The sequence below is a fragment of the Roseococcus sp. genome, from assembly GCF_965227005.1.
In the GTDB taxonomy this organism is placed as follows: domain Bacteria; phylum Pseudomonadota; class Alphaproteobacteria; order Acetobacterales; family Acetobacteraceae; genus Roseococcus.
Genome location: NZ_CBDDFJ010000018.1, coordinates 204,076 through 221,065 on the forward strand (window position 1 = coordinate 204,076; position 16,990 = coordinate 221,065).

At 69.7% G+C, this 16,990-nt stretch carries 20 protein-coding genes; 8 read left to right on the forward strand and 12 right to left on the reverse strand.

The features are described 5' to 3' along the window. Positions 1 to 21 precede the first annotated feature (21 nt). The 7 genes from ACO057_RS09570 to ACO057_RS09600 all read right to left on the reverse strand — a co-directional run bounded on the left by ACO057_RS09570 (position 22) and on the right by ACO057_RS09600 (position 5,771). Positions 22 to 921 (reverse strand): 3-hydroxybutyryl-CoA dehydrogenase, encoded by a 900-nt coding sequence (locus tag ACO057_RS09570; protein WP_421991011.1) that lies wholly within the window; start codon positions 919 to 921, stop codon positions 22 to 24. Next, positions 921 to 1,859 carry an electron transfer flavoprotein subunit alpha/FixB family protein gene (locus ACO057_RS09575; RefSeq protein WP_421991013.1) on the reverse strand — a complete coding sequence of 313 codons (939 nt, stop codon included), beginning with the start codon at positions 1,857 to 1,859 and terminating at the stop codon, positions 921 to 923. The genes ACO057_RS09570 and ACO057_RS09575 overlap by 1 nt, the downstream gene beginning before the upstream one ends. 1 nt (position 1,860) lies before the next feature. Next, a complete protein-coding gene (locus ACO057_RS09580; protein ID WP_421991015.1) occupies positions 1,861 to 2,610 on the reverse strand; it encodes an electron transfer flavoprotein subunit beta/FixA family protein in 750 nt (249 codons plus the stop codon). An 84-nt stretch (positions 2,611 to 2,694) separates the two neighbouring features. Beyond that, the gene (locus ACO057_RS09585) at positions 2,695 to 3,054 is read right to left on the reverse strand and encodes a helix-turn-helix domain-containing protein (RefSeq protein ID WP_421991017.1); all 360 of its coding nucleotides are present in this window, start codon (positions 3,052 to 3,054) and stop codon (positions 2,695 to 2,697) included. Positions 3,055 to 3,115: 61 nt separating this feature from the next. Further along, complete coding sequence (locus ACO057_RS09590) at positions 3,116 to 3,637, reverse strand: Smr/MutS family protein (protein WP_421991019.1); 522 nt, start codon at positions 3,635 to 3,637, stop codon at positions 3,116 to 3,118. Continuing rightward, positions 3,634 to 4,341: a LutC/YkgG family protein gene (locus tag ACO057_RS09595; protein ID WP_421991021.1), complete on the reverse strand. Its 708-nt coding sequence runs from the start codon at positions 4,339 to 4,341 to the stop codon at positions 3,634 to 3,636. Before ACO057_RS09595 ends, ACO057_RS09590 begins: the two co-directional genes overlap by 4 nt. Beyond that, a complete protein-coding gene (locus ACO057_RS09600; RefSeq protein WP_421991024.1) occupies positions 4,338 to 5,771 on the reverse strand; it encodes a LutB/LldF family L-lactate oxidation iron-sulfur protein in 1,434 nt (477 codons plus the stop codon). The genes ACO057_RS09595 and ACO057_RS09600 overlap by 4 nt, the downstream gene beginning before the upstream one ends. A gap of 164 nt (positions 5,772 to 5,935) precedes the next feature. On the opposite strand from ACO057_RS09600, the gene ACO057_RS09605 reads away from it, so the two are divergent. From ACO057_RS09605 to ACO057_RS09615, 3 genes are all read left to right on the forward strand, one after another. Next, on the forward strand, positions 5,936 to 7,162 hold the full coding sequence (locus tag ACO057_RS09605; RefSeq protein WP_421991026.1) for an ABC transporter substrate-binding protein: 1,227 nt from the start codon (positions 5,936 to 5,938) through the stop codon (positions 7,160 to 7,162). Then, positions 7,162 to 8,358: an alpha/beta fold hydrolase gene (locus tag ACO057_RS09610; RefSeq protein ID WP_421991028.1), complete on the forward strand. Its 1,197-nt coding sequence runs from the start codon at positions 7,162 to 7,164 to the stop codon at positions 8,356 to 8,358. The genes ACO057_RS09605 and ACO057_RS09610 overlap by 1 nt, the downstream gene beginning before the upstream one ends. A gap of 89 nt (positions 8,359 to 8,447) precedes the next feature. Beyond that, a complete protein-coding gene (locus ACO057_RS09615; protein ID WP_421991030.1) occupies positions 8,448 to 9,776 on the forward strand; it encodes an aspartate aminotransferase family protein in 1,329 nt (442 codons plus the stop codon). A 21-nt stretch (positions 9,777 to 9,797) separates the two neighbouring features. On the opposite strand, the gene ACO057_RS09620 is transcribed toward ACO057_RS09615, so the two are convergent. Next, entirely contained in the window at positions 9,798 to 9,986 is a 189-nt protein-coding gene (locus ACO057_RS09620) for a hypothetical protein (RefSeq protein WP_421991032.1), read from the reverse strand. Positions 9,987 to 10,145: 159 nt separating this feature from the next. Between ACO057_RS09620 and ACO057_RS09625 the strand changes: the two genes are divergently transcribed. The 5 genes from ACO057_RS09625 to ACO057_RS09645 all read left to right on the forward strand — a co-directional run bounded on the left by ACO057_RS09625 (position 10,146) and on the right by ACO057_RS09645 (position 13,617). Next, positions 10,146 to 11,117: a CobW family GTP-binding protein gene (locus tag ACO057_RS09625; RefSeq protein ID WP_421991034.1), complete on the forward strand. Its 972-nt coding sequence runs from the start codon at positions 10,146 to 10,148 to the stop codon at positions 11,115 to 11,117. Beyond that, positions 11,117 to 12,148 carry a WD40 repeat domain-containing protein gene (locus ACO057_RS09630; RefSeq protein WP_421991036.1) on the forward strand — a complete coding sequence of 344 codons (1,032 nt, stop codon included), beginning with the start codon at positions 11,117 to 11,119 and terminating at the stop codon, positions 12,146 to 12,148. The genes ACO057_RS09625 and ACO057_RS09630 overlap by 1 nt, the downstream gene beginning before the upstream one ends. Before the next feature lie 67 nt (positions 12,149 to 12,215). Further along, a complete protein-coding gene (locus ACO057_RS09635) occupies positions 12,216 to 12,485 on the forward strand; it encodes an aldo/keto reductase (RefSeq protein WP_421991038.1) in 270 nt (89 codons plus the stop codon). Continuing rightward, a complete protein-coding gene (locus ACO057_RS09640; RefSeq protein ID WP_421991040.1) occupies positions 12,367 to 13,044 on the forward strand; it encodes an aldo/keto reductase in 678 nt (225 codons plus the stop codon). Before ACO057_RS09635 ends, ACO057_RS09640 begins: the two co-directional genes overlap by 119 nt. Before the next feature lie 159 nt (positions 13,045 to 13,203). Continuing rightward, a complete protein-coding gene (locus ACO057_RS09645) occupies positions 13,204 to 13,617 on the forward strand; it encodes a DUF3775 domain-containing protein (protein WP_421991042.1) in 414 nt (137 codons plus the stop codon). Here the strand turns inward: ACO057_RS09645 and ACO057_RS09650 are convergent. The 4 genes from ACO057_RS09650 to ACO057_RS09665 all read right to left on the reverse strand — a co-directional run bounded on the left by ACO057_RS09650 (position 13,614) and on the right by ACO057_RS09665 (position 16,865). Beyond that, positions 13,614 to 14,441: a sugar phosphate nucleotidyltransferase gene (locus ACO057_RS09650; RefSeq protein WP_421991044.1), complete on the reverse strand. Its 828-nt coding sequence runs from the start codon at positions 14,439 to 14,441 to the stop codon at positions 13,614 to 13,616. The genes ACO057_RS09645 and ACO057_RS09650 overlap by 4 nt on opposite strands. A 2-nt stretch (positions 14,442 to 14,443) precedes the next feature. Further along, positions 14,444 to 15,040: a D-sedoheptulose 7-phosphate isomerase gene (locus ACO057_RS09655; protein WP_421991046.1), complete on the reverse strand. Its 597-nt coding sequence runs from the start codon at positions 15,038 to 15,040 to the stop codon at positions 14,444 to 14,446. Positions 15,041 to 15,112: 72 nt separating this feature from the next. Continuing rightward, the gene (locus ACO057_RS09660; RefSeq protein WP_421991048.1) at positions 15,113 to 16,174 is read right to left on the reverse strand and encodes a hypothetical protein; all 1,062 of its coding nucleotides are present in this window, start codon (positions 16,172 to 16,174) and stop codon (positions 15,113 to 15,115) included. Between the two features lie 73 nt (positions 16,175 to 16,247). Further along, positions 16,248 to 16,865, reverse strand: a complete 618-nt coding sequence (locus tag ACO057_RS09665; RefSeq protein ID WP_421991050.1) for a DUF1194 domain-containing protein — start codon at positions 16,863 to 16,865, stop codon at positions 16,248 to 16,250. Positions 16,866 to 16,990: the final 125 nt, after the last annotated feature.

The window sequence follows — 16,990 nt, forward strand, 5'->3', positions numbered from 1 at the left end:
GGGGGCGTTGCCCCCTCGCTCCTATCGCGTGGGAACCGGCGGGTCCTGCGCGTAGTCGTAGAAGCCCTTGCCGGTCTTGCGCCCCAGCCAGCCGGCCTCGACATATTTCACCAGAAGCGGGCAGGGGCGGTATTTGCTGTCGGACATGCCGCCATGGATCACCTGCATGATCGCCAGGCAGGTATCCAGCCCGATGAAATCCGCCAGCTCCAGCGGCCCCATGGGCTGGTTGGTGCCGAGCTTCATGGCCGTGTCGATGCTGCGGATGTCGCCCACGCCCTCATAGAGCGCATAGGCCGCCTCGTTGATCATCGGCACCAGGATGCGGTTCACGATGAAGCCGGGGAAATCCTGCGCCGTCGCCGTGATCTTGCCGAGCCTGCGGGCCAGGGCCTCGACGGCCACGTAGGTGGCCTCGTCCGTCGCGATGCCGCGGATGATCTCGACCAGCTTCATGACCGGAACCGGGTTCATGAAGTGCATGCCGATGAAGCGCTCGGGCCGGTCGGTCGAGGCGCCGAGGCGCGTGATCGAGATCGAGCTCGTATTGGATGCGACCATCGCGCCGGGCTTCAGGTGCGGGCAGAGCTTCTTGAAGATCTCGTGCTTCACCGTCTCGCGCTCGGTCGCGGCCTCGATGACGAGGTCGGTCTGCGCGAAGCTGGCATAGTCGGTGCTGGTGGTGATGAGCGCCAGCGCGGCGTCGCGCTGCTCGGCGGTGATCAGCTTGCGGCCGATCTGGCGCTCCATGTTGCGCGCGATGGTCTCCACAGCCTTGGCCAAGGCGGCCTCGCTGATGTCCACCATCGCCACGGTCAGGCCGGCGAGCGCGCTGACATGCGCGATGCCGTTGCCCATCTGGCCGGCACCGATGATGCCGACCGAGTGGATTTCCGGCGTTCCGCCGACCTGCGCGGACATCAGGCGGGCTTGCCCAGCTCGGCCTCGAGCTCCGGCAGAACCTTGAAGAGGTCACCCACCAGGCCGTAATCGGCGACCTGGAAGATCGGCGCCTCCTCGTCCTTGTTGATGGCCACGATGACCTTGCTGTCCTTCATGCCGGCGAGATGCTGGATCGCGCCCGAGATGCCGACGGCGATGTAGAGGTCCGGCGCCACGATCTTGCCCGTCTGGCCGACCTGATGGTCGTTGGGCGCGTAGCCGGCATCGACGGCGGCGCGCGAGGCGCCCACGGCGGCGCCGAGCTTGTCGGCAATGGCTTCGATAAGATGAAAATTCTCGGCCGAGCCCATGGCGCGACCGCCGGAGACGACGATCTTCGCGGCCGTCAGCTCGGGGCGTTCGGACTTGCTGACCTCGGCGCCGAGGAAGCTCGACGTGCCGGGGTCGGTCGCGGCGGCGACGGCCTCGATCGGCGCGGAACCGCCCGTGGCGGGGGCGGGATCGAAGCTGGCGGCGCGGACGGTCAGGACCTTCTTGGCGTCGCTGCTCTTCACCGTCGCCAGCGCGTTGCCCGCATAGATCGGGCGCACGAAGGTGTCGGCGTCGACCACGCCCGAGATGTCGCTGATCGGCTGGACATCCAGGAAGGCGGCGACGCGCGGCATCACGTTCTTGCCGGCGGCCGAAGCCGGGGCCATCAGGTGGGAATAGGCGGGGGCCAGGCTCACCAGCAGGGCCGAGACGGGCTCGGCCAGGCGGTTGGCGAGCGAGGCGTCCTCGGCCAGCAGCACCTTGGTCACGCCGGGGACGGCGGCGGCGGAGGCGGCGGCGGTGGCCGCGCCCTCGCCCAGGACCAGCACATGGACGTCACCGAGCTTGGCGCCGGCGGCGATGGCGCTGCGCGTGGGCTGGGAGACGATCTTGCCGTCGTGATCGGCGAGAAGAAGAACGGTCATCTCAGATCACCTTCGCTTCGTTGCGCAGCTTGGCCACCAGCTCCTGCACGGAGCCGACCTTGGCGCCGGCCTGGCGCTTCGCGGGCTCCTCGACCTTGAGCACGGTCAGGCGCGGCGTGACGTCCACGCCCAGATCGGCGGGCTTCACGTTGTCGATGGTCTTCTTGCGCGCCTTCATGATGTTCGGCAGCGAGGCGTAGCGCGGCTCGTTGAGGCGCAGGTCGGCGCTTACCACGGCGGGCAGCTTCACCTTCACCGTCTCCAGGCCGCCATCGACCTCGCGGGTGACGGTGGCGGAGCCGTCGGCGATCTCGATCTTGCTGGCGAAGGTCGCCTGCGGCCAGCCGAGCAGGGCGGCGAGCATCTGGCCCGTGGCGCTCATATCGTCGTCGATGGCCTGCTTGCCGAGGATCACCAGCTCGGGCGATTCCTTGTCGACCAGCGCCTTGAGCAGCTTGGCGACCGCGATGGGCTCCAGCACGCCGTCATGCTCGACCAGGATGCCGCGATCGGCGCCCATGGCGAGCGCGGTGCGGATCTGCTCGGCCGCGGCGGCGGGGCCGGCGGACACGGCGATGATCTCCGTGACGATGCCCTTCTCCTTGAGGCGCACCGCTTCCTCGACGGCGATCTCGTCGAAGGGGTTCATCGACATCTTGACGTTGGCGGTTTCGACGCCGGTGTTGTCCGATTTCACACGGACTTTGACGTTGTAGTCGACCACCCGCTTAACCGGGACGAGGAGCTTCATTGCCCGTTGCGCCTTCTTTGCTGCAGTGCCGTGAAAACAGGCCCGGAACCTACCCATCGGTCGGGTGAAGGGCAAGCCGCCGGGTTATTCCGAGGGCGTTTCCAGGAGCGCCAGGAGTTCCGCCACCCGCGCTTCGGGCAGGTCGCGGATGCGGCGGGCGAGGCGGTTGGCGAGCTCGGTGGCCTGGGGGCTGAGGCCGGAGGTGTCCACCACGACTCGCGGATGGGAAAGCCGGGCGAGGCGGACCAGTTCCTCGCCATCGTCCCAGATGAGGCCGAAATGCTCGTTCACCTGGTGGATCAGCCCGGCCGAGGGGCGGCCGCGCTTGCCGTGCTCCAGCGCCGAGAGATAGGCCGGCGAGACGTGCAGGGCATGGGCGAGCTGGGTCAGCGAGATGCCATGCTGCTCGCGCAGCGCCCGGAGCCGCTCCCCGAAGGGGGTCATTGTCTTGCGCCCTCAAGCGCCGGGCGCTGCGCGGCCGGATTCGGGGATGGGGCGTCCGCCTTCATCTGGGCCGGCGTAGCAACAGGTTCACTGAGCCGGAATTGGAGCGGTGCGGATGCGCCGCGCCGAGGATCAGCGGGCGCATCTGGGGCGCGTTCAGCCAGTGCGGGAGCTCGCGCCGGAGCACGCCGCCCTCCAGGCTGCTGCCCTTGCCGGTGACGATGCAGACCACGCGCAGCCCCTCGGCCTGGGCGGAACGGAGAAAGCGATCCACCTCCAGATGGGCCTTCGCCGCCGTCATGCCGTGCAGGTCCAGCTTGCGCTCGGGGCGCAGCTTGCCCCGGTGCAGGTCGCGCCAGCGCTTCGCGTCGAGGCCCGAGGGCTGCGCACCCACCGAGATCTCGGGCGAGGGCAGGCGGCGCTTGGGGACGGGAGCGACCGGCGGTTCCTCGGCCGGGCGCGGCGGGGGAGGGGCGGCGGCAGGCGGCGCGTCCGGCATCTCGCGCCCGGGCATGAGGCGAAGGCTGCGCGCGACGGCGGCCCAGAGCGCCTTGTCCTCCGCCGAAAGTCCTCGGCGCCTCACGAGCCGGGGAGGGCGGCGGGATCGTCATCCACGAGGAGGATGTGCAGCATCCGTGGCCCATGCGCCCCTAATTCGAGGGTCTGCTCGATATCGGCGCTGCGCGAGGGACCCGTCACCAGCATGACGTTGCGCGGCATGAAGCCGCCGGTCAGGGCATCCTTATGCTCGGCCCGCAGCAGGTCCCAGGCCTCCTCATAGGCGCCGACGATGCGCGAGGCGCGCACCAGCACCATCGCCACATCCGGCAGCAGGTTCAGCGTGGTGGGGCGCACGGCGTCCGAGGGCAGCATGAGCGTGCCGGTCTCGGCGATGGCGGCGAAGGCGTTCTGCAGGCTGACCACGTCGTCGGCCTGGCCCTTGCGGGCCTCGAATTGCAGCATCGGCCGGCTCGACCAGTCGATGCCCTGGAGCTCGGGGTTCGGCGCCATGGCGAAGCGCGGCGGCTGGTTCTGGGCGGCGAGATAATCGGCCACGGCGGCGGGCAGGGCATCGAGGTCGGGGATGCGCTCGACGCTGCCGAACTCCTTCTCGATGTTGCGGATGAAGAGGGCGACCTGCTCCGGCCGCGAGACGCGCGAACGGGCGGGGATCAGGTGGCGCGGCGGCGCGGACATGCGGGCGCGCAGCATGGCCTTCTGGTCTTCCGGCAGCTCGCCGCGGCGCAGGCCGCGGCGGATGGCGCCGAGGATGGCGTCCTTGCTCATCGCCGCAGGGCCTCCTCGCGCTGGCGTTTCCTGTACTGCGCCATGAAGGTGCCGCCCTGCGGGACGGGCAGGTCGCGCCCCTCGGTCCAGCCGCCGGCCATGGGCAGCGACTTGAACGCGCCCTTGCCGCGCCCGAGCAGGCCCAGCGTGCCGATCGCCAGGCGCGTGGCCGCCCGGTAGAGGCCCGGCCGCTTGGCGAACCAGGCCCAGATGTCGAGGTTGGTGCGCAGCGCGCCGGGGCGCAGATGCCGCTCGAATTCGCGCTCGCGCCAATGGCGCATGAGATTGGGCAGCGGGATCTTCACGGGGCAGACGCTCTCGCAGCGGCCGCAGAAGGTGCTGGCATTGGGCAGGTGGCCGGACTTCTCCACGCCGATCAGCGAGGGCGTCAGCACCGCGCCCATCGGGCCCGGATAGACCCAGCCATAGGCATGCCCGCCGGTCGCGCCATAGACCGGGCAATGGTTCATGCAGGCGGCGCAGCGGATGCAGCGCAGCATGTCCTGGAACTCGGTGCCGATCATGTCGGAGCGGCCGCCGTCGATCAGCACCACATGGTATTCCTGCGGCCCGTCGAGATCGCCCTCGCGCCGCACGCCCGTGCTGAAGGTGGTGTAGACGGAGAAGTCCTGGCCGGTGGCGGAACGGGCGAGCAGCCGCAGGAGCGAGGTCGCGTCTTCCAGCGTGGGGACGCATTTCTCGATGCTGGCCAGCGCGATGTGCACGCGCGGCAGGGTCTGCGTCAGGTCGCCATTGCCTTCGTTGGTGACGATGACCGAGGAGCCGGTCTCGGCGATCAGGAAATTCGCGCCCGTGATGCCGACATCGGCCGTGAGGAACTTGTCGCGCAGCCTGGTGCGCGCTTCCGTCAGCAGGTCGCGGCGTTCGTGGAAGACGCGGTCCTTCGGCAGGTCCGTGTGCATCTCGCGGAAGCTCTCTTCCCAATCCTCGCGGTTGAGGTGGAAGGCCGGCGCGATGATGTGGGACGGCGTCTCCTTGCGGAGCTGGATGATGTATTCGCCCAGATCCGTCTCGACCGGCGCGATGCCGTGGCGCTCCAGATGATCGTTGATCCCGAGCTCCTCGGAGATCATCGACTTGCCCTTGGTGACGGTCTTGGCGTTCGCGTCCTGGCAGATCTTCAGGACGGCCGCGCGCGCCTCCTCGGGCGTGCTGCACCAATGCACCTTGCCGCCCGCGCGCTCGACATTGGCCGCATAGGTCTCGAGGTAGAAGTCGAGGTTCGCCAGCGCGTGGTTCTTGATGTCGCGCCCGATGTTACGGAGCTGTTCGAACTCCGGCAGATTGCCCACGGCCACGGCGCGGCGCTGGAGGAAGGCGCCCTTCGCGGTGGTCAGCGCCTTTTGCAGGCCGGGATCGGCCATGGCCCGGCGGGCGTTTTCCTTGAACTGGGGCGAGGTGGCGAGCACCGGGATGTCCTACTTTGAGGCGTGTATACTAGCCGGGCTGCGGCCTGGGCAAAGGGGTAAGCGCATGCCACGGTCCGGGCATAAAGCGGGATGACCGAAGGCACGAAGGTGCCGGAGGTCTGAATCCCGCGATAAAACAAAAGCTTGGAAACGGGATCACAAGAATGTCCATGATGGTCGGCCGCCGCGCCGCGCTCGCTCTTCCGCTCGTCGCCGCGCCGGCCTTGGTCCGCGCCCAGGGCAGCACGCTCCGCATCGGCGTGCTGAGCGACATGGCCGGGCCCTATGCGGGCAATACCGGCCCCGGCAGCCTCGCGGGCGCGCGCCTCGCGGCCGAGGATTTCATGAAGGCGAACCCCGCCATCCGCGTCGAGATCGTTTCGGCCGACGCGCAGAACAAGGTGGATGTCGGCTCCCAGGCCGCGCGCTCCTGGCTCGACACCCAGGGCGTGGACGCCATCCTGGACGTGCCGATGAGCGCCCTGGCGCTCAACATCATCGACATCGTGAAGGAGAAGAACAAGGTCGCGCTCTTCACCGGCCCCGCCTCGAGCGACCTCACGGGGCGGGCGTGCAGCCCCAACCACGTGCATTGGGTCTATGACAGCTGGTCCCTGGCCCATGCGCTGGGCACGGCCACGGTGCAGGTGGGCGGCGACACCTGGTTCTTCCTGACGGCCGACTATGCCTTCGGCCATTCGCTGGAGCGCGACACCAGCGCCTTCGTGACGGCGGCGGGCGGGCGGATCGTCGGCTCGGTGCGGCATCCTTTCCCGGGCACGGCGGACTTCTCCTCCTATCTGCTCCAGGCGCAGGGGAGCCGGGCGAAGGTGCTCGGCCTGGCCAATGCGGGCGCGGACGCGGTGAACAGCATCAAGCAGGCGGCCGAGTTCGGGCTGACGCGGCGCGGCATGCGGATCGCGGCCATGCTCACCCAGGTCAACGACGTGCATGCGCTGGGGCTGGAGGCGGCCCAGGGGCTGCTGGTCACGGAAAGCTTCTACTGGGACATGAACGACGGCACCCGCGCCTTCACCGAGCGCTTCGTGCGCGAGCGCGGCGGGCAGCGGCCGGGCATGATCCACGCCGGCGGCTATTCGGCGGCGCTGCACTACCTGAAGGCCGTGGCCTCGCTGGGCGTGGCCCAGGGGAAGGCGGATGGTGCGGCGGTGGTCCGGCGGATGAAGGAGATGCCGACGGACGATCCGCTCTTCGGCCAGGGCACGGTGCGGGCGGATGGCCGCAAGATCCACTCCATGCACCTGTTCCAGGTGAAGACGCCCGCCGAGAGCCGGGGCGCGTGGGACTACTTCAAGCTGCTGCAATCCGTGCCGCCCGAGCAGTCCTTCCGGCCGATGGCCGAAGGCGGCTGCGCGCTGGTCCGCACCTGATGCCCCTCTCCGGCTTCTCGAATGCGCGCCTGGGCCGGGATCTGGACGCGGTGGTGCTGCTCGATGCGGGGGGCGCGCTGACGCGCTTCACTGTGCGGGACGGCATGGTGGTGGCCTTCGAGCCCGCGGGGGTGATGGCGCGCTACGACATCGCGCTGCGCTTCACGGCCGAGGGCTGGGAGAAGTTCAGCGCCGATCCGCCGCCGCCGCGCTGGGGCGACCTGCTGGCCCTGCGCCGGTATGGAGCCGTGACGATCGAGGGCGATACGCGGCTGTTCTTCGCCTATCTGCCCTGGTTCAAGGCGGCCTTTGCTGCGCCTCGCGCGCCTGCGGCGCTGCCGGCGTTCGAGCCCGGCTACGACGCCGTCACCGGCCGCTACTTCCACATGGAGCTGGAGGGCCGCCCGCACCGCGTCTTCATCGAGGAGGCCGGGGCCGGCATCCCGCTGCTCCTGCTCCACACGGCCGGCTCCGATGCGCGGCAATGGCGCCATGTCCTCAACGATCCGGCCGTCACCAGCCGCTTCCGCTGCATCGCGCCCGACATGCCCTGGCACGGCAAGTCCTCGCCGCCGCCGGGCTGGGAGCGCGAGGAATACCGCCTCACCACCGCCGCCTATACCGGCTTCGCCCTATCGCTCTGCGCCGCTTTGGGCGCGGAGCGGCCGGTGGTGATGGGCTGCTCCATCGGCGGGCGCATCGTGCTGAATCTGGCCGCGCGCCATGCCGGCGAGCTGCGTGGCGTCATCGGCCTCCAGGGCAGCGCCTTCGTGCACCCCTATTACGACACGACCATGCTGCATCACCCCCAGGTGCATGGCGGCGAGGTCTGCGCGGCGGCCGTCTCGGGCCTCATCGCCCCCACCGCGCCCGAGGCCGACCGGCACGAGACCCTCTGGCACTACATGCAGGGCGGCCCCGGCGTCTTCCGGGGCGACCTGCATTTCTACAAGGAGGAGGGCGACCTGCGCCCCTTGCTGGCGCGGATCGACACCACCCGCTGCCCGGTCCACCTGTTGACCGGCGAGCACGACTATTCCTGCCGCCCCGAGGACACCCTGGCCACCGCCGCCGCCATCCCCGGCGCGGTGGCGAAGATCATGGAGGGCCTGGGCCACTTCCCCATGAGCGAGGATTACGGCGCCCTGCGCCCGCATCTCCTGCCCGTTCTGGAGGCGCTGGCCGAAAGGGGCTGAGGATTTTCGGCGAACCCACCCCGGAGGGCTGACGACATTCATGCCGCTCCGGGTTAGCTTGAGGCCCGACATTGCCAGGGTCTCCGCCGATGAACGAGCTTTCCGTCCCGCGTCCGAACAACCTCGACGCCTATTTCATGCCCTTCACGGACAACAAGTACTTCAAGAACAACCCGCGCCTGCTCGCCCGGGCCGAGGGCATGAGCTACTTCACGCCCGAGGGGAAGGAAGTGCTCGACGGCACGGCGGGCCTCTGGTGCAGCAATGCCGGCCATGGCCGGCGCGAAATCGTCGAGGCCATCCAGAAGCAGGCCGCCATCCTCGACTTCGCGCCCACCTTCCAGCTCGGCCATCCGCTCGCCTTCGAGGCCGCGGCGCGCGTGGCGGACCTGACGCCCGAGGGCATGGACCGCGTCTTCTTCACCAATTCCGGCTCCGAGAGCGACGACACCGCGCTGAAGATCGCGCTCGCCTATCAGAAGGCGCGCGGCCAGGCCCAGCGCGTCCGCCTCGTGGGGCGCGAGCGCGGCTATCACGGCGTGGGCTTCGGCGGCATGTCGGTCGGCGGCATCGGCGGCAACCGCAAGCAGTTCGGCGCCATGCTCCCCTACGTGGACCATCTGCCCCACACGCATCTGCCCGCGCAGAACGCCTTCACCAAGGGCCAGCCCGCCCACGGCGCGCACCTCGCCGACGAGCTGGAGAAGCTGGTCGCCCTGCATGGCGACACCATCGCGGCCGTCATGGTCGAGCCGGTGGCCGGCTCGACGGGCGTGCTCGTGCCGCCGGTCGGCTATCTGGAGCGCCTGCGCGAGCTCTGCACGAAGCACGGCATCCTGCTGATCTTCGACGAGGTGATCACGGGCTTCGGCCGCATCGGCAACCATTTCGGCGCCGAGCGCCTGGGCGTGACGCCCGACATCATCACCATGGCCAAGGGCCTCACCAATGCCGCCGTGCCCATGGGCGCCGTCGCGGTCAGCGATGAGATCTACGACACCATCGTGAACGGCGTGGCCGGCGGCATCGAGTTCTTCCACGGCTACACCTATTCGGGCCATCCGCTGGCCGCCGCGGCCGCGATCGCGACCATCGACATCCATGTGCGCGAGGATCTTCCCGGCCGCGCGAAGGCGATGGAGCCCTATTGGGAGGCGGCGGCGCATTCCATGAAGTCCTCGCCCAACGTCATCGACATCCGCAACTACGGAATCATCGCGGGCATCGAGCTGCAGTCGCGCGAGGGCAAGCCGGGCGACCGCGCCATGCGCGTCTTCCACCGCTGCTTCGACGATGGGCTGCTGGTGCGCGTGACGGGCGATATCATCGCCCTCAGCCCGCCGCTCATCATCGAGAAGAGCCATGTGGACCGGATCTTCACGACGCTGGCGGATGCGATCCACAAGGAAGCCGCGTAAGCGCGACCCGGGCCGGCCGCCTCAGCGGCCGGTCTGATCCTTCATCGTGCCGGCCGTCTCGCCGGCGCGATTCGATTTTTGGGCGGGCTTTTCGGCCGCCTTCTCCGCATGGGACTTCACCTCGTCGGCCTGCTTGCCGTTGGCGTCGGTGCTGCGGGTGTCGATCCCGCCCTTGCGCGAGCTGCCGGGATTGGGCTTTGCGGTGGTCATGGCGGCCTCCTCTGGGTTGAGCCCCTTCAACCCCCGGCGCGCCACATCGTTGACCGACGCGCCATGCGCCGCCCGCAGCCCTGTCCGGTCGGCACTTTGTCCTTTCGCCGCCCTGCACCATATTGCGGCCGAAGCATTAATTCCCCGGAGTTCCCCGCGATGAGCGAAACCGCCGCGCCTGTCCCCGTCACCGTCCTCACCGGCTATCTCGGCGCGGGCAAGACCACGCTGCTCAACCGCATCCTCACCGAGAACCACGGCAAGAAATTCGCCGTCGTGATCAACGAGTTCGGCGAGCTCGGCGTGGATAACGACCTCGTCGTCGATGCCGACGAGGAAGTCTTCGAGATGAACAACGGCTGCATCTGCTGCACCGTGCGCGGAGACCTGATCCGCATTCTCTCGAGCCTCATGAAGCGTCGCGATAAGTTCGACGGCATCATCGTCGAGACCACCGGCCTGGCTGACCCTGCCCCCGTGGCCCAGACCTTCTTCGTCGACGAGGACGTGAAGCGGGCCACCAAGCTCGACGCCATCGTCACCGTGGTGGACGGCAAGCACCTGCTGGCCCGCCTGGACGACACCAAGGAAGCCGAGGAGCAGATCGCCTTCGCCGACCTCATCCTGCTCAACAAGATGGACCTGGTGACCGAGGAGGAGGCCGTCGAGGTCGAGCGCCGCATCCGCGCCATCAACCCGACCGTCGAGCTGATCCGCAGCACCAATTCCGACGCGCCGATCTCCAGCGTCATCGGCCGCGACGCCTTCAACCTCGAGCGCATCCTGGCCCACGAGCCCGACTTCCTCTCGGGCGAGAACGAGCACGAGCACGACAGCGAGATCAATTCGGTCTCCTTCGAGGTCTCGAACCCCATCGACCCCGAGAAGTTCAACACCTGGATGACCGACCTGCTGGCCGCCAAGGGGCAGGACCTGCTGCGCACCAAGGGCATCCTGGCCTATCCCGCCGAGGACCGCCGCTTCGCCTTCCAGGCTGTGCATATGATCGCCGATGGCGACTATATCGGCCCCTGGAAGGAGGGCGATCCGCGCAAGTCCAAGATCGTCTTCATCGGCCGCAACCTGAATCGCCCGCAGCTTCGCCGCGGCTTCGAGGGCTGCCAGGTCTGATGTCGGATACGGAGATCGACTACCTCCTGGCCGAACGCGGCACGACCCGCCAGCTCGGCGCCTGGGTCATCGGCGCGGCCTTCGGGCGCGAGGGCCGTTCGCTGAGCTTCGGCCTGGGCGACGGCACCGTGCATGTGGTGAACCTCGCCGACAGGGCCGGGGACTGGACGAGCGTCGAGGCGCATAAGGGCGCGGTGCTCTCGCTCTGCGCCGATGGCAAGGACGGCGCGCTGACCGGCGGCGATGATGGCCGCGTGATGCGCATCGCCCCCGACGGCACCGTGACCGAGCTGCAGAAGTTCGGCAGCAAGTGGATCGAGCATGTCGCCTCCCACGAGAGCGGCATCCGCGCGGCCGGCGTCGGCAAGGCGGTGCATGTCATCGACGCCAAGGGCGAGGTGACGAAGTCGCTCGCGCATCCTTCCACGGTCGGCGGCATCGCCTTCGACGCCAAGGGAAAGCGCGTCGCGGCGAGCCATTACAACGGCGCCTCGCTCTGGTTCGTCGGCGCGAAGGAGGACAAGCCGCGCGTGCTCGACTGGAAGGGCAGCCACGCCGCCATCGCCATCCATCCGGACGGCACGCATGTGGTGACCGCGATGCAGGAGATGGCGCTGCATGGCTGGCGCCTGGCCGATGGGCAGCACATGCGCATGTCGGGCTATCCGTCCAAGACGCACAGCCTCTCCTTCACCGCGAAGGGAAAGTGGCTGGCGACGAGCGGGGCGGAATCCGTCGTGCTCTGGCCCTTCTTCGGCGGTGGCCCGATGGGCAAGGCGCCCACCGAGCTCGCCGGCGGCGATGGCGTGATGTGCACCCGCGTGGCCTGCCACCCGCAGCACGAGATGGTGGCGGCCGGCTTCGAGGACGGGCTGATCCTGCTCTCGGACATCAATAGCGGCCGTATCGTCCCCGTCGCGCCCCCGGGCGAGGGCGGCATCTCGGCGCTCGCCTGGAACGCCAACGGCACGCTGCTGGCCTTCGGCACCGAGAAGGGCTTCTGCGGGCTTCTGGACCTCTCCGCGAAGTAGACGCGGGGAGTTGACGTCTCGTCCGGTTCGGCTTGCTCTCCCTCCAGACCTTGGAGAGCAGCCCCGGATGAGCGTTCCGATCCTCACGACGAAATACCTGGCCATGCCGGCGCTCGGCCTCGGCACCTGGCCGATGAAGGGCGCCGATTGCGAGGAGGCGGTCGGCACCGCCCTCGACATGGGCTACCGCCACATCGACACGGCCGAGATGTACGGCAATGAGGAAGCGGTCGGGCGCGGCGCTGGCCGCCACCTCCGTCCCGCGCGGCGAGATCTTCCTGACGACCAAGGTCTGGTGGGACAAGCCGAAGGGCCCGGCGTTCCGCGCCGCCTTTGAAGACTGCCTGGCGCGCCTCAGGCAGCCCTATGTGAACCTTCTGCTGATCCACTGGCCCTCGCCCGAACTGGACCTGCCCTCGGTGCTGGAGGCCCTGGCGAAGATCCGCGAGGAGCGGCTGGCGCATGCGGTCGGCGTGGCGAACTTCCCCTCCGCTTTGCTGAAGCAGGCGCTGGCGCTGGGCATCGCGCCCATCGCCTGCAACCAGGTGGAGCAGCATGTGATGCTCGACCAGCAGACCCTGCTCGACGTCACCCAGCCCGGCGGCATCGTGCTGACCAGCTACACGCCGCTGGGCAAGGGCGAGGTGCTGGACCACCCGGTGATGCGCGAGATCGCCGAGGAGCATGGCGTCACGACCGGGCAGGTGGCCCTGGCCTGGCTGCTCTCGAAGAACCTGGTCTCGGCGATTCCCAAGGCGCGCGGCGTCGAGCGGCAGGCGGAGAACCTGGCGGCGGCGAAGTTGAAGCTGAGCGAGACCAACCTCGAGGCGATCGCCGCCCTGCCGAAGGACAGGCGCTTCGTGAACCCCGCCTTCGCCCCCGCCTGGGACGTCTGATCCAGGCTTGCGGAGGCCCGCGCTCCGGGATCAAACTCGGCGCGCCGGCCGGCTGCGGAAATTTGGCGACGGGCGTCTTGCGACGCGCAACGACCCCCGGCATTCCGCGTTTGCGCGAGGTGCCGTGGGGCCCGTGCCGAGACGAGGAAAGGCGAAGTTATGGCGGAACCGGAAGATGACGGCGAAGAGGTCGATCTCGGCATCAGCCTGGAGGTCGTAGCCACGGTCGTGGACCTCGCCAATGCCGTCCAGGAGGCCGAGGAGGCCGCCATGGGCGATGACGACGAGGACGAGCCCGAGGAAGACGATGAGGAGGACGAGATCTCCGAGGAGATGCTCACCGACTATATCGACGAGCTGAACGAGGAGCAGCAGGTGGCGCTCATCGCGCTCGCCTGGGTCGGCCGCGGCGATTACGAGGCCGAGGAGTGGGCGGAGGCGCTGAAGCTCGCCGCCGAACGTAATGTGAAGGGCGATGCCAGCACCTATCTGGCCGGCCTCGAAGGCCTGGGCGACCTGCTTTCCGAGGGCGTGGGCGCCTTCGGGCTCGCGATCGAAGAGGTCGATCGCTAGTTTTTTCGTGCCCTCAAACGCCGGGCGGCGGCTCCGCCGCCTTGGCTTCGCCGCGGCACTGATGCGCTGATCGGAAGGGCGAGTGGGGCGGCGCCGGCCGCAGTTGCGGCCGGGCCCTCTATTTTGACCATTCCGGCAGCGCGGTCTGTGCGCGGGAAAAATCCTCGGGCGTGCCGATGTCGATGAAGCGGCCATCCACCTCGAAGCCGCGGACATCCAGGCCCTCCGGCCGCTCCAGGATCTCCTTCTCGAAGGAGAAGGCGCCCGTGACGGGCCGCTTGGCCAGCAGCCCGCGCGCGATCAGATAGATGCCGGAATTCACCAGCCCCGGCCCGTGCTCGCCCTTCTCGCGCAGGCCGACGAGGGCGACCCTCCTCCAGCACGACGCTGCCGTAGCGCGCCCGGTCCTCGACGGGGCGCACCGCGAAGACCAGATCGGCTTCCGGCGCGGCCTGCGCCATGGCCGCGTAATCCGCGCTCTGCCAGGTGTCGCCGTTCAGCGCGAAGACGCGCTCGCCCGTGGTCGCGGCCATGGCCGCCCAGAGCGAGCCGCCGGTGCCCAGCGGCTGTTCCTCGCGCACATAGGCGATCTGCATCGCGCCATGCCGCGCGCCGATGGCCGCCTCGACCATCTCGCCCAGATAGCCCGTGGCCAGCACCACCCGCTTCAGCCCGCCGCGCTCCAGCGCGTCCAGCAGCCAGGCGAGGAAGGGCCGCCCCGCGACGGGGGCCAGCGGCTTGGGCACGTCGCTCACCACGGCGCGCAGCCGGGTGCCGAATCCGCCCGCGAGGACGATGGCTTCCCTGGGGGCTTCCGTGGGCATCATCAGGCGTCCTTGGGGAAGATCGCTTCCTCGATCATCGCGCAGATGGCATGGCCGAGCACCTCGTGGCCCTCCTGGATGGAGGGCGTGGAGGGGGAGGGGACCATCACCGTCACGTCGCAATGCTCCGCCAGCACGGCCGCGCCCGGGCCGTTGCCGGTGAAGCCCACGCAGGTGATCCCGCGCGCCTTCGCCGCGACCATCGCGGCCAGGACATTGGGCGAGCGGCCGGAGGTGGTGAGGCCGAAGAGCACGTCGCCGGCCACGCCCAGCGCCTCGACCTGGCGCGAGAAGACGCGCTCATAGCCGTAGTCGTTGCCGATGGCGGTCATGATCGAGCTGTCGGTGGTGAGCGCGATCGCGGCCAGGCCGGGGCGGTCGTAATAGAAGCGGCTGACGAGCTCGCCGGCCCAATGCTGGGCGTCGGCGGCGCTGCCGCCATTGCCGCAGATCATGACCTTGCGGCCGGCCCGCAGCGCGGCGACGCACAGGCCGGCGGCCTGGGTGGCGGCGTCGATCATGGGCTGGTCCACCGCCATGCGGCCCATCAATGCCGCCGTCGCCTGCACCGCGCCCAGGATCGTTCTCTTCTCGGCCACGCCACTTATTCCTTCCGAAAATCCACCGCCTCTATCGCGCCCTTCGGCGTGGAAGGCCAGGGTTCGCCGGCCTCAGCCGAGGTCGTAGCGCGCCAGCCAGTCCAGATCGGGGCAGAGCAGGAACTCGTCCCGCCGGTCGGGGCGCAGCAGCACGCGGCGCAGCGCGGCCTCGAGGCCGTCCTCGTCGGGCAGGGGCTGGGGGTCGTGCGCCGCGTCGAAGCCGACGAGATGGGGGAAGGCCTCCCGGCAGGCGGCCAGGCGCGCGCGCGGCCCGGCCGGATCGGCCACCAGCTCCGCCAGGTCGAAGCTGACGAGCACGAGGGTTCCGCGCTCCCGCAGCCAGGGCGCCATCTCCACCGCCCGCCGCGCCGCGCCGGGACCGCCGAGGCGCAGCAGGTCGAGCCGGGCGAGGCCCTCTCGCGCCATCAGCTCCGGCAGATCGCCGAGCGGCACGGCGCGCGAGGCGGCGTGCGCGAGGCCATTGGCCCCGAGGTTCTCCGCCAGCAGGGCCGCCCGGCGCAGCTCGGCCTCATGGGCGATCAGCCGCGCATGGGCCGGCGCGCCGGCGGCCAGGCCCAGCGTGGCGACGCCGATCCCCGCGCCGTCCTCGACCATCACGCGCCCCTCGCCGCCCTCCGGCCAGGCGGCGCGCAGCAGCGCGGCCCAGCGGGGGGCGAGGCCGGGGGCGGCCAGGAATTCCGGATCGCGGCTGTCGCCCGCCAGGGTCATCTCGCCGCCGGGCAGAGGGAGCGCGCGGCGGCGCAGGCCCTCATGCCGGGGCAGGCGGGCGTCGATCGCGGGGTGGGTCAGCAGCACGCGGCGCAGGACGCGCAGGCTGGGCGCGCGCTGGCGCAGTTCCGCCACGGCGGCGGGGCCGGGCGCGGCGCCGTCGCGCAGGGTCAGCACCACGCCGACGGCCTCCTCCGTGACCGGGCCCTCGATCCAGGATCCGCGCTCGGGGAAGCCCGCGAGGGCGAGCGCGGCGAGCTCCGGGCTGGTCAGGATGCCGTCCATCAGGCCCTCGACGCGGCCCGAGCCGCACCAGGCGTCGAGCACGGCATCGCTCTCGGGATCGCGGCCCAGCAGGAAGCGATAGGCCCAGCGCACGGTGGCCGCTTGCAGCCTTTCGCTCACGAGCGGGGATTCAGTCGGGCGGGATACATGCGAAACTTGTCCGCGCTGACGCCCCGAGCGTCAATGCGGCCCCTCAGGCGATCTCGCGGATGAGCTTGCGGCGGACGGCGGTGCCGAAGGCCTCGAAATCCTCGGCCACGATCAGGAAGGCGCCGTCCCCGCCGATCACGTTCTCCTGGTAATACTGGTCGAGCGGGATGGCGGGCATGCGCCCGAAGGTCGGCCGGTCGTTCACGATGGGCAGGCCGTTGATGACCATGCCCTCGGCCACCGCCTCGTCGCGTGCGGCATCGGCGGGACGGCCGGAATTGTTCACCCCGTCGCCCGAGACGTCGATGACGCGGCGCGTGCCCTCGAAGGGCGCCTCGGCCATCACCCGGCGCGAGAAGTCGATGGCGCCGGAAATCGAGGTCCAGGAGAGCGAGTTGCGCGGCGCCTCGGACAGCGCGGAGGACCAGGCGTCCGCCTCGGCCATGCTGCCGATGCGGGTCCAGGGAAGGACGAGGCGCTGGTACTCGAAGCCCGCCCATTCGACATAGGCGAGGCCCACCGCCCCGATCATCCCGCGGCGGATCACCTCCACCACGCGCGGGTCGCTCACCGCGCTGCGATAGCCCTCGCGCTGCAGGCGGGCCTCGTCCTCGTCCACGGAGCGGCTGACATCCACGGCGAGGACCAGGAGCACATCCACCGGCTCGGACTGGGCGCGGGGCCGGTCCGGCGGACCACAGGCTGGGGGCGACGGCCGAGGCCGCGAGGAGAGAGCGACGGCGCATGCGGCGGAACTCCACGGGGGAGAGCCCATGGAACCGCTCA

What these genes read in the sequence shown, in the direction of transcription:
- ACO057_RS09570 (WP_421991011.1), bottom strand. Translation starts at nt 921, where the DNA reads ATGTCCGCGCAGGTCGGCGGAACGCCGGAAATCCACTCGGTCGGCATC.
- ACO057_RS09575 (WP_421991013.1), bottom strand. Translation starts at nt 1,859, where the DNA reads ATGACCGTTCTTCTTCTCGCCGATCACGACGGCAAGATCGTCTCCCAG.
- ACO057_RS09580 (WP_421991015.1), bottom strand. Translation starts at nt 2,610, where the DNA reads ATGAAGCTCCTCGTCCCGGTTAAGCGGGTGGTCGACTACAACGTCAAA.
- ACO057_RS09585 (WP_421991017.1), bottom strand. Translation starts at nt 3,054, where the DNA reads ATGACCCCCTTCGGGGAGCGGCTCCGGGCGCTGCGCGAGCAGCATGGC.
- ACO057_RS09595 (WP_421991021.1), bottom strand. Translation starts at nt 4,341, where the DNA reads ATGAGCAAGGACGCCATCCTCGGCGCCATCCGCCGCGGCCTGCGCCGC.
- ACO057_RS09605 (WP_421991026.1), top strand. Translation starts at nt 5,936, where the DNA reads ATGTCCATGATGGTCGGCCGCCGCGCCGCGCTCGCTCTTCCGCTCGTC.
- ACO057_RS09610 (WP_421991028.1), top strand. Translation starts at nt 7,162, where the DNA reads ATGCCCCTCTCCGGCTTCTCGAATGCGCGCCTGGGCCGGGATCTGGAC.
- ACO057_RS09615 (WP_421991030.1), top strand. Translation starts at nt 8,448, where the DNA reads ATGAACGAGCTTTCCGTCCCGCGTCCGAACAACCTCGACGCCTATTTC.
- ACO057_RS09620 (WP_421991032.1), bottom strand. Translation starts at nt 9,986, where the DNA reads ATGACCACCGCAAAGCCCAATCCCGGCAGCTCGCGCAAGGGCGGGATC.
- ACO057_RS09625 (WP_421991034.1), top strand. Translation starts at nt 10,146, where the DNA reads ATGAGCGAAACCGCCGCGCCTGTCCCCGTCACCGTCCTCACCGGCTAT.
- ACO057_RS09630 (WP_421991036.1), top strand. Translation starts at nt 11,117, where the DNA reads ATGTCGGATACGGAGATCGACTACCTCCTGGCCGAACGCGGCACGACC.
- ACO057_RS09635 (WP_421991038.1), top strand. Translation starts at nt 12,216, where the DNA reads ATGAGCGTTCCGATCCTCACGACGAAATACCTGGCCATGCCGGCGCTC.
- ACO057_RS09640 (WP_421991040.1), top strand. Translation starts at nt 12,367, where the DNA reads ATGAGGAAGCGGTCGGGCGCGGCGCTGGCCGCCACCTCCGTCCCGCGC.
- ACO057_RS09645 (WP_421991042.1), top strand. Translation starts at nt 13,204, where the DNA reads ATGGCGGAACCGGAAGATGACGGCGAAGAGGTCGATCTCGGCATCAGC.
- ACO057_RS09650 (WP_421991044.1), bottom strand. Translation starts at nt 14,441, where the DNA reads ATGCCCACGGAAGCCCCCAGGGAAGCCATCGTCCTCGCGGGCGGATTC.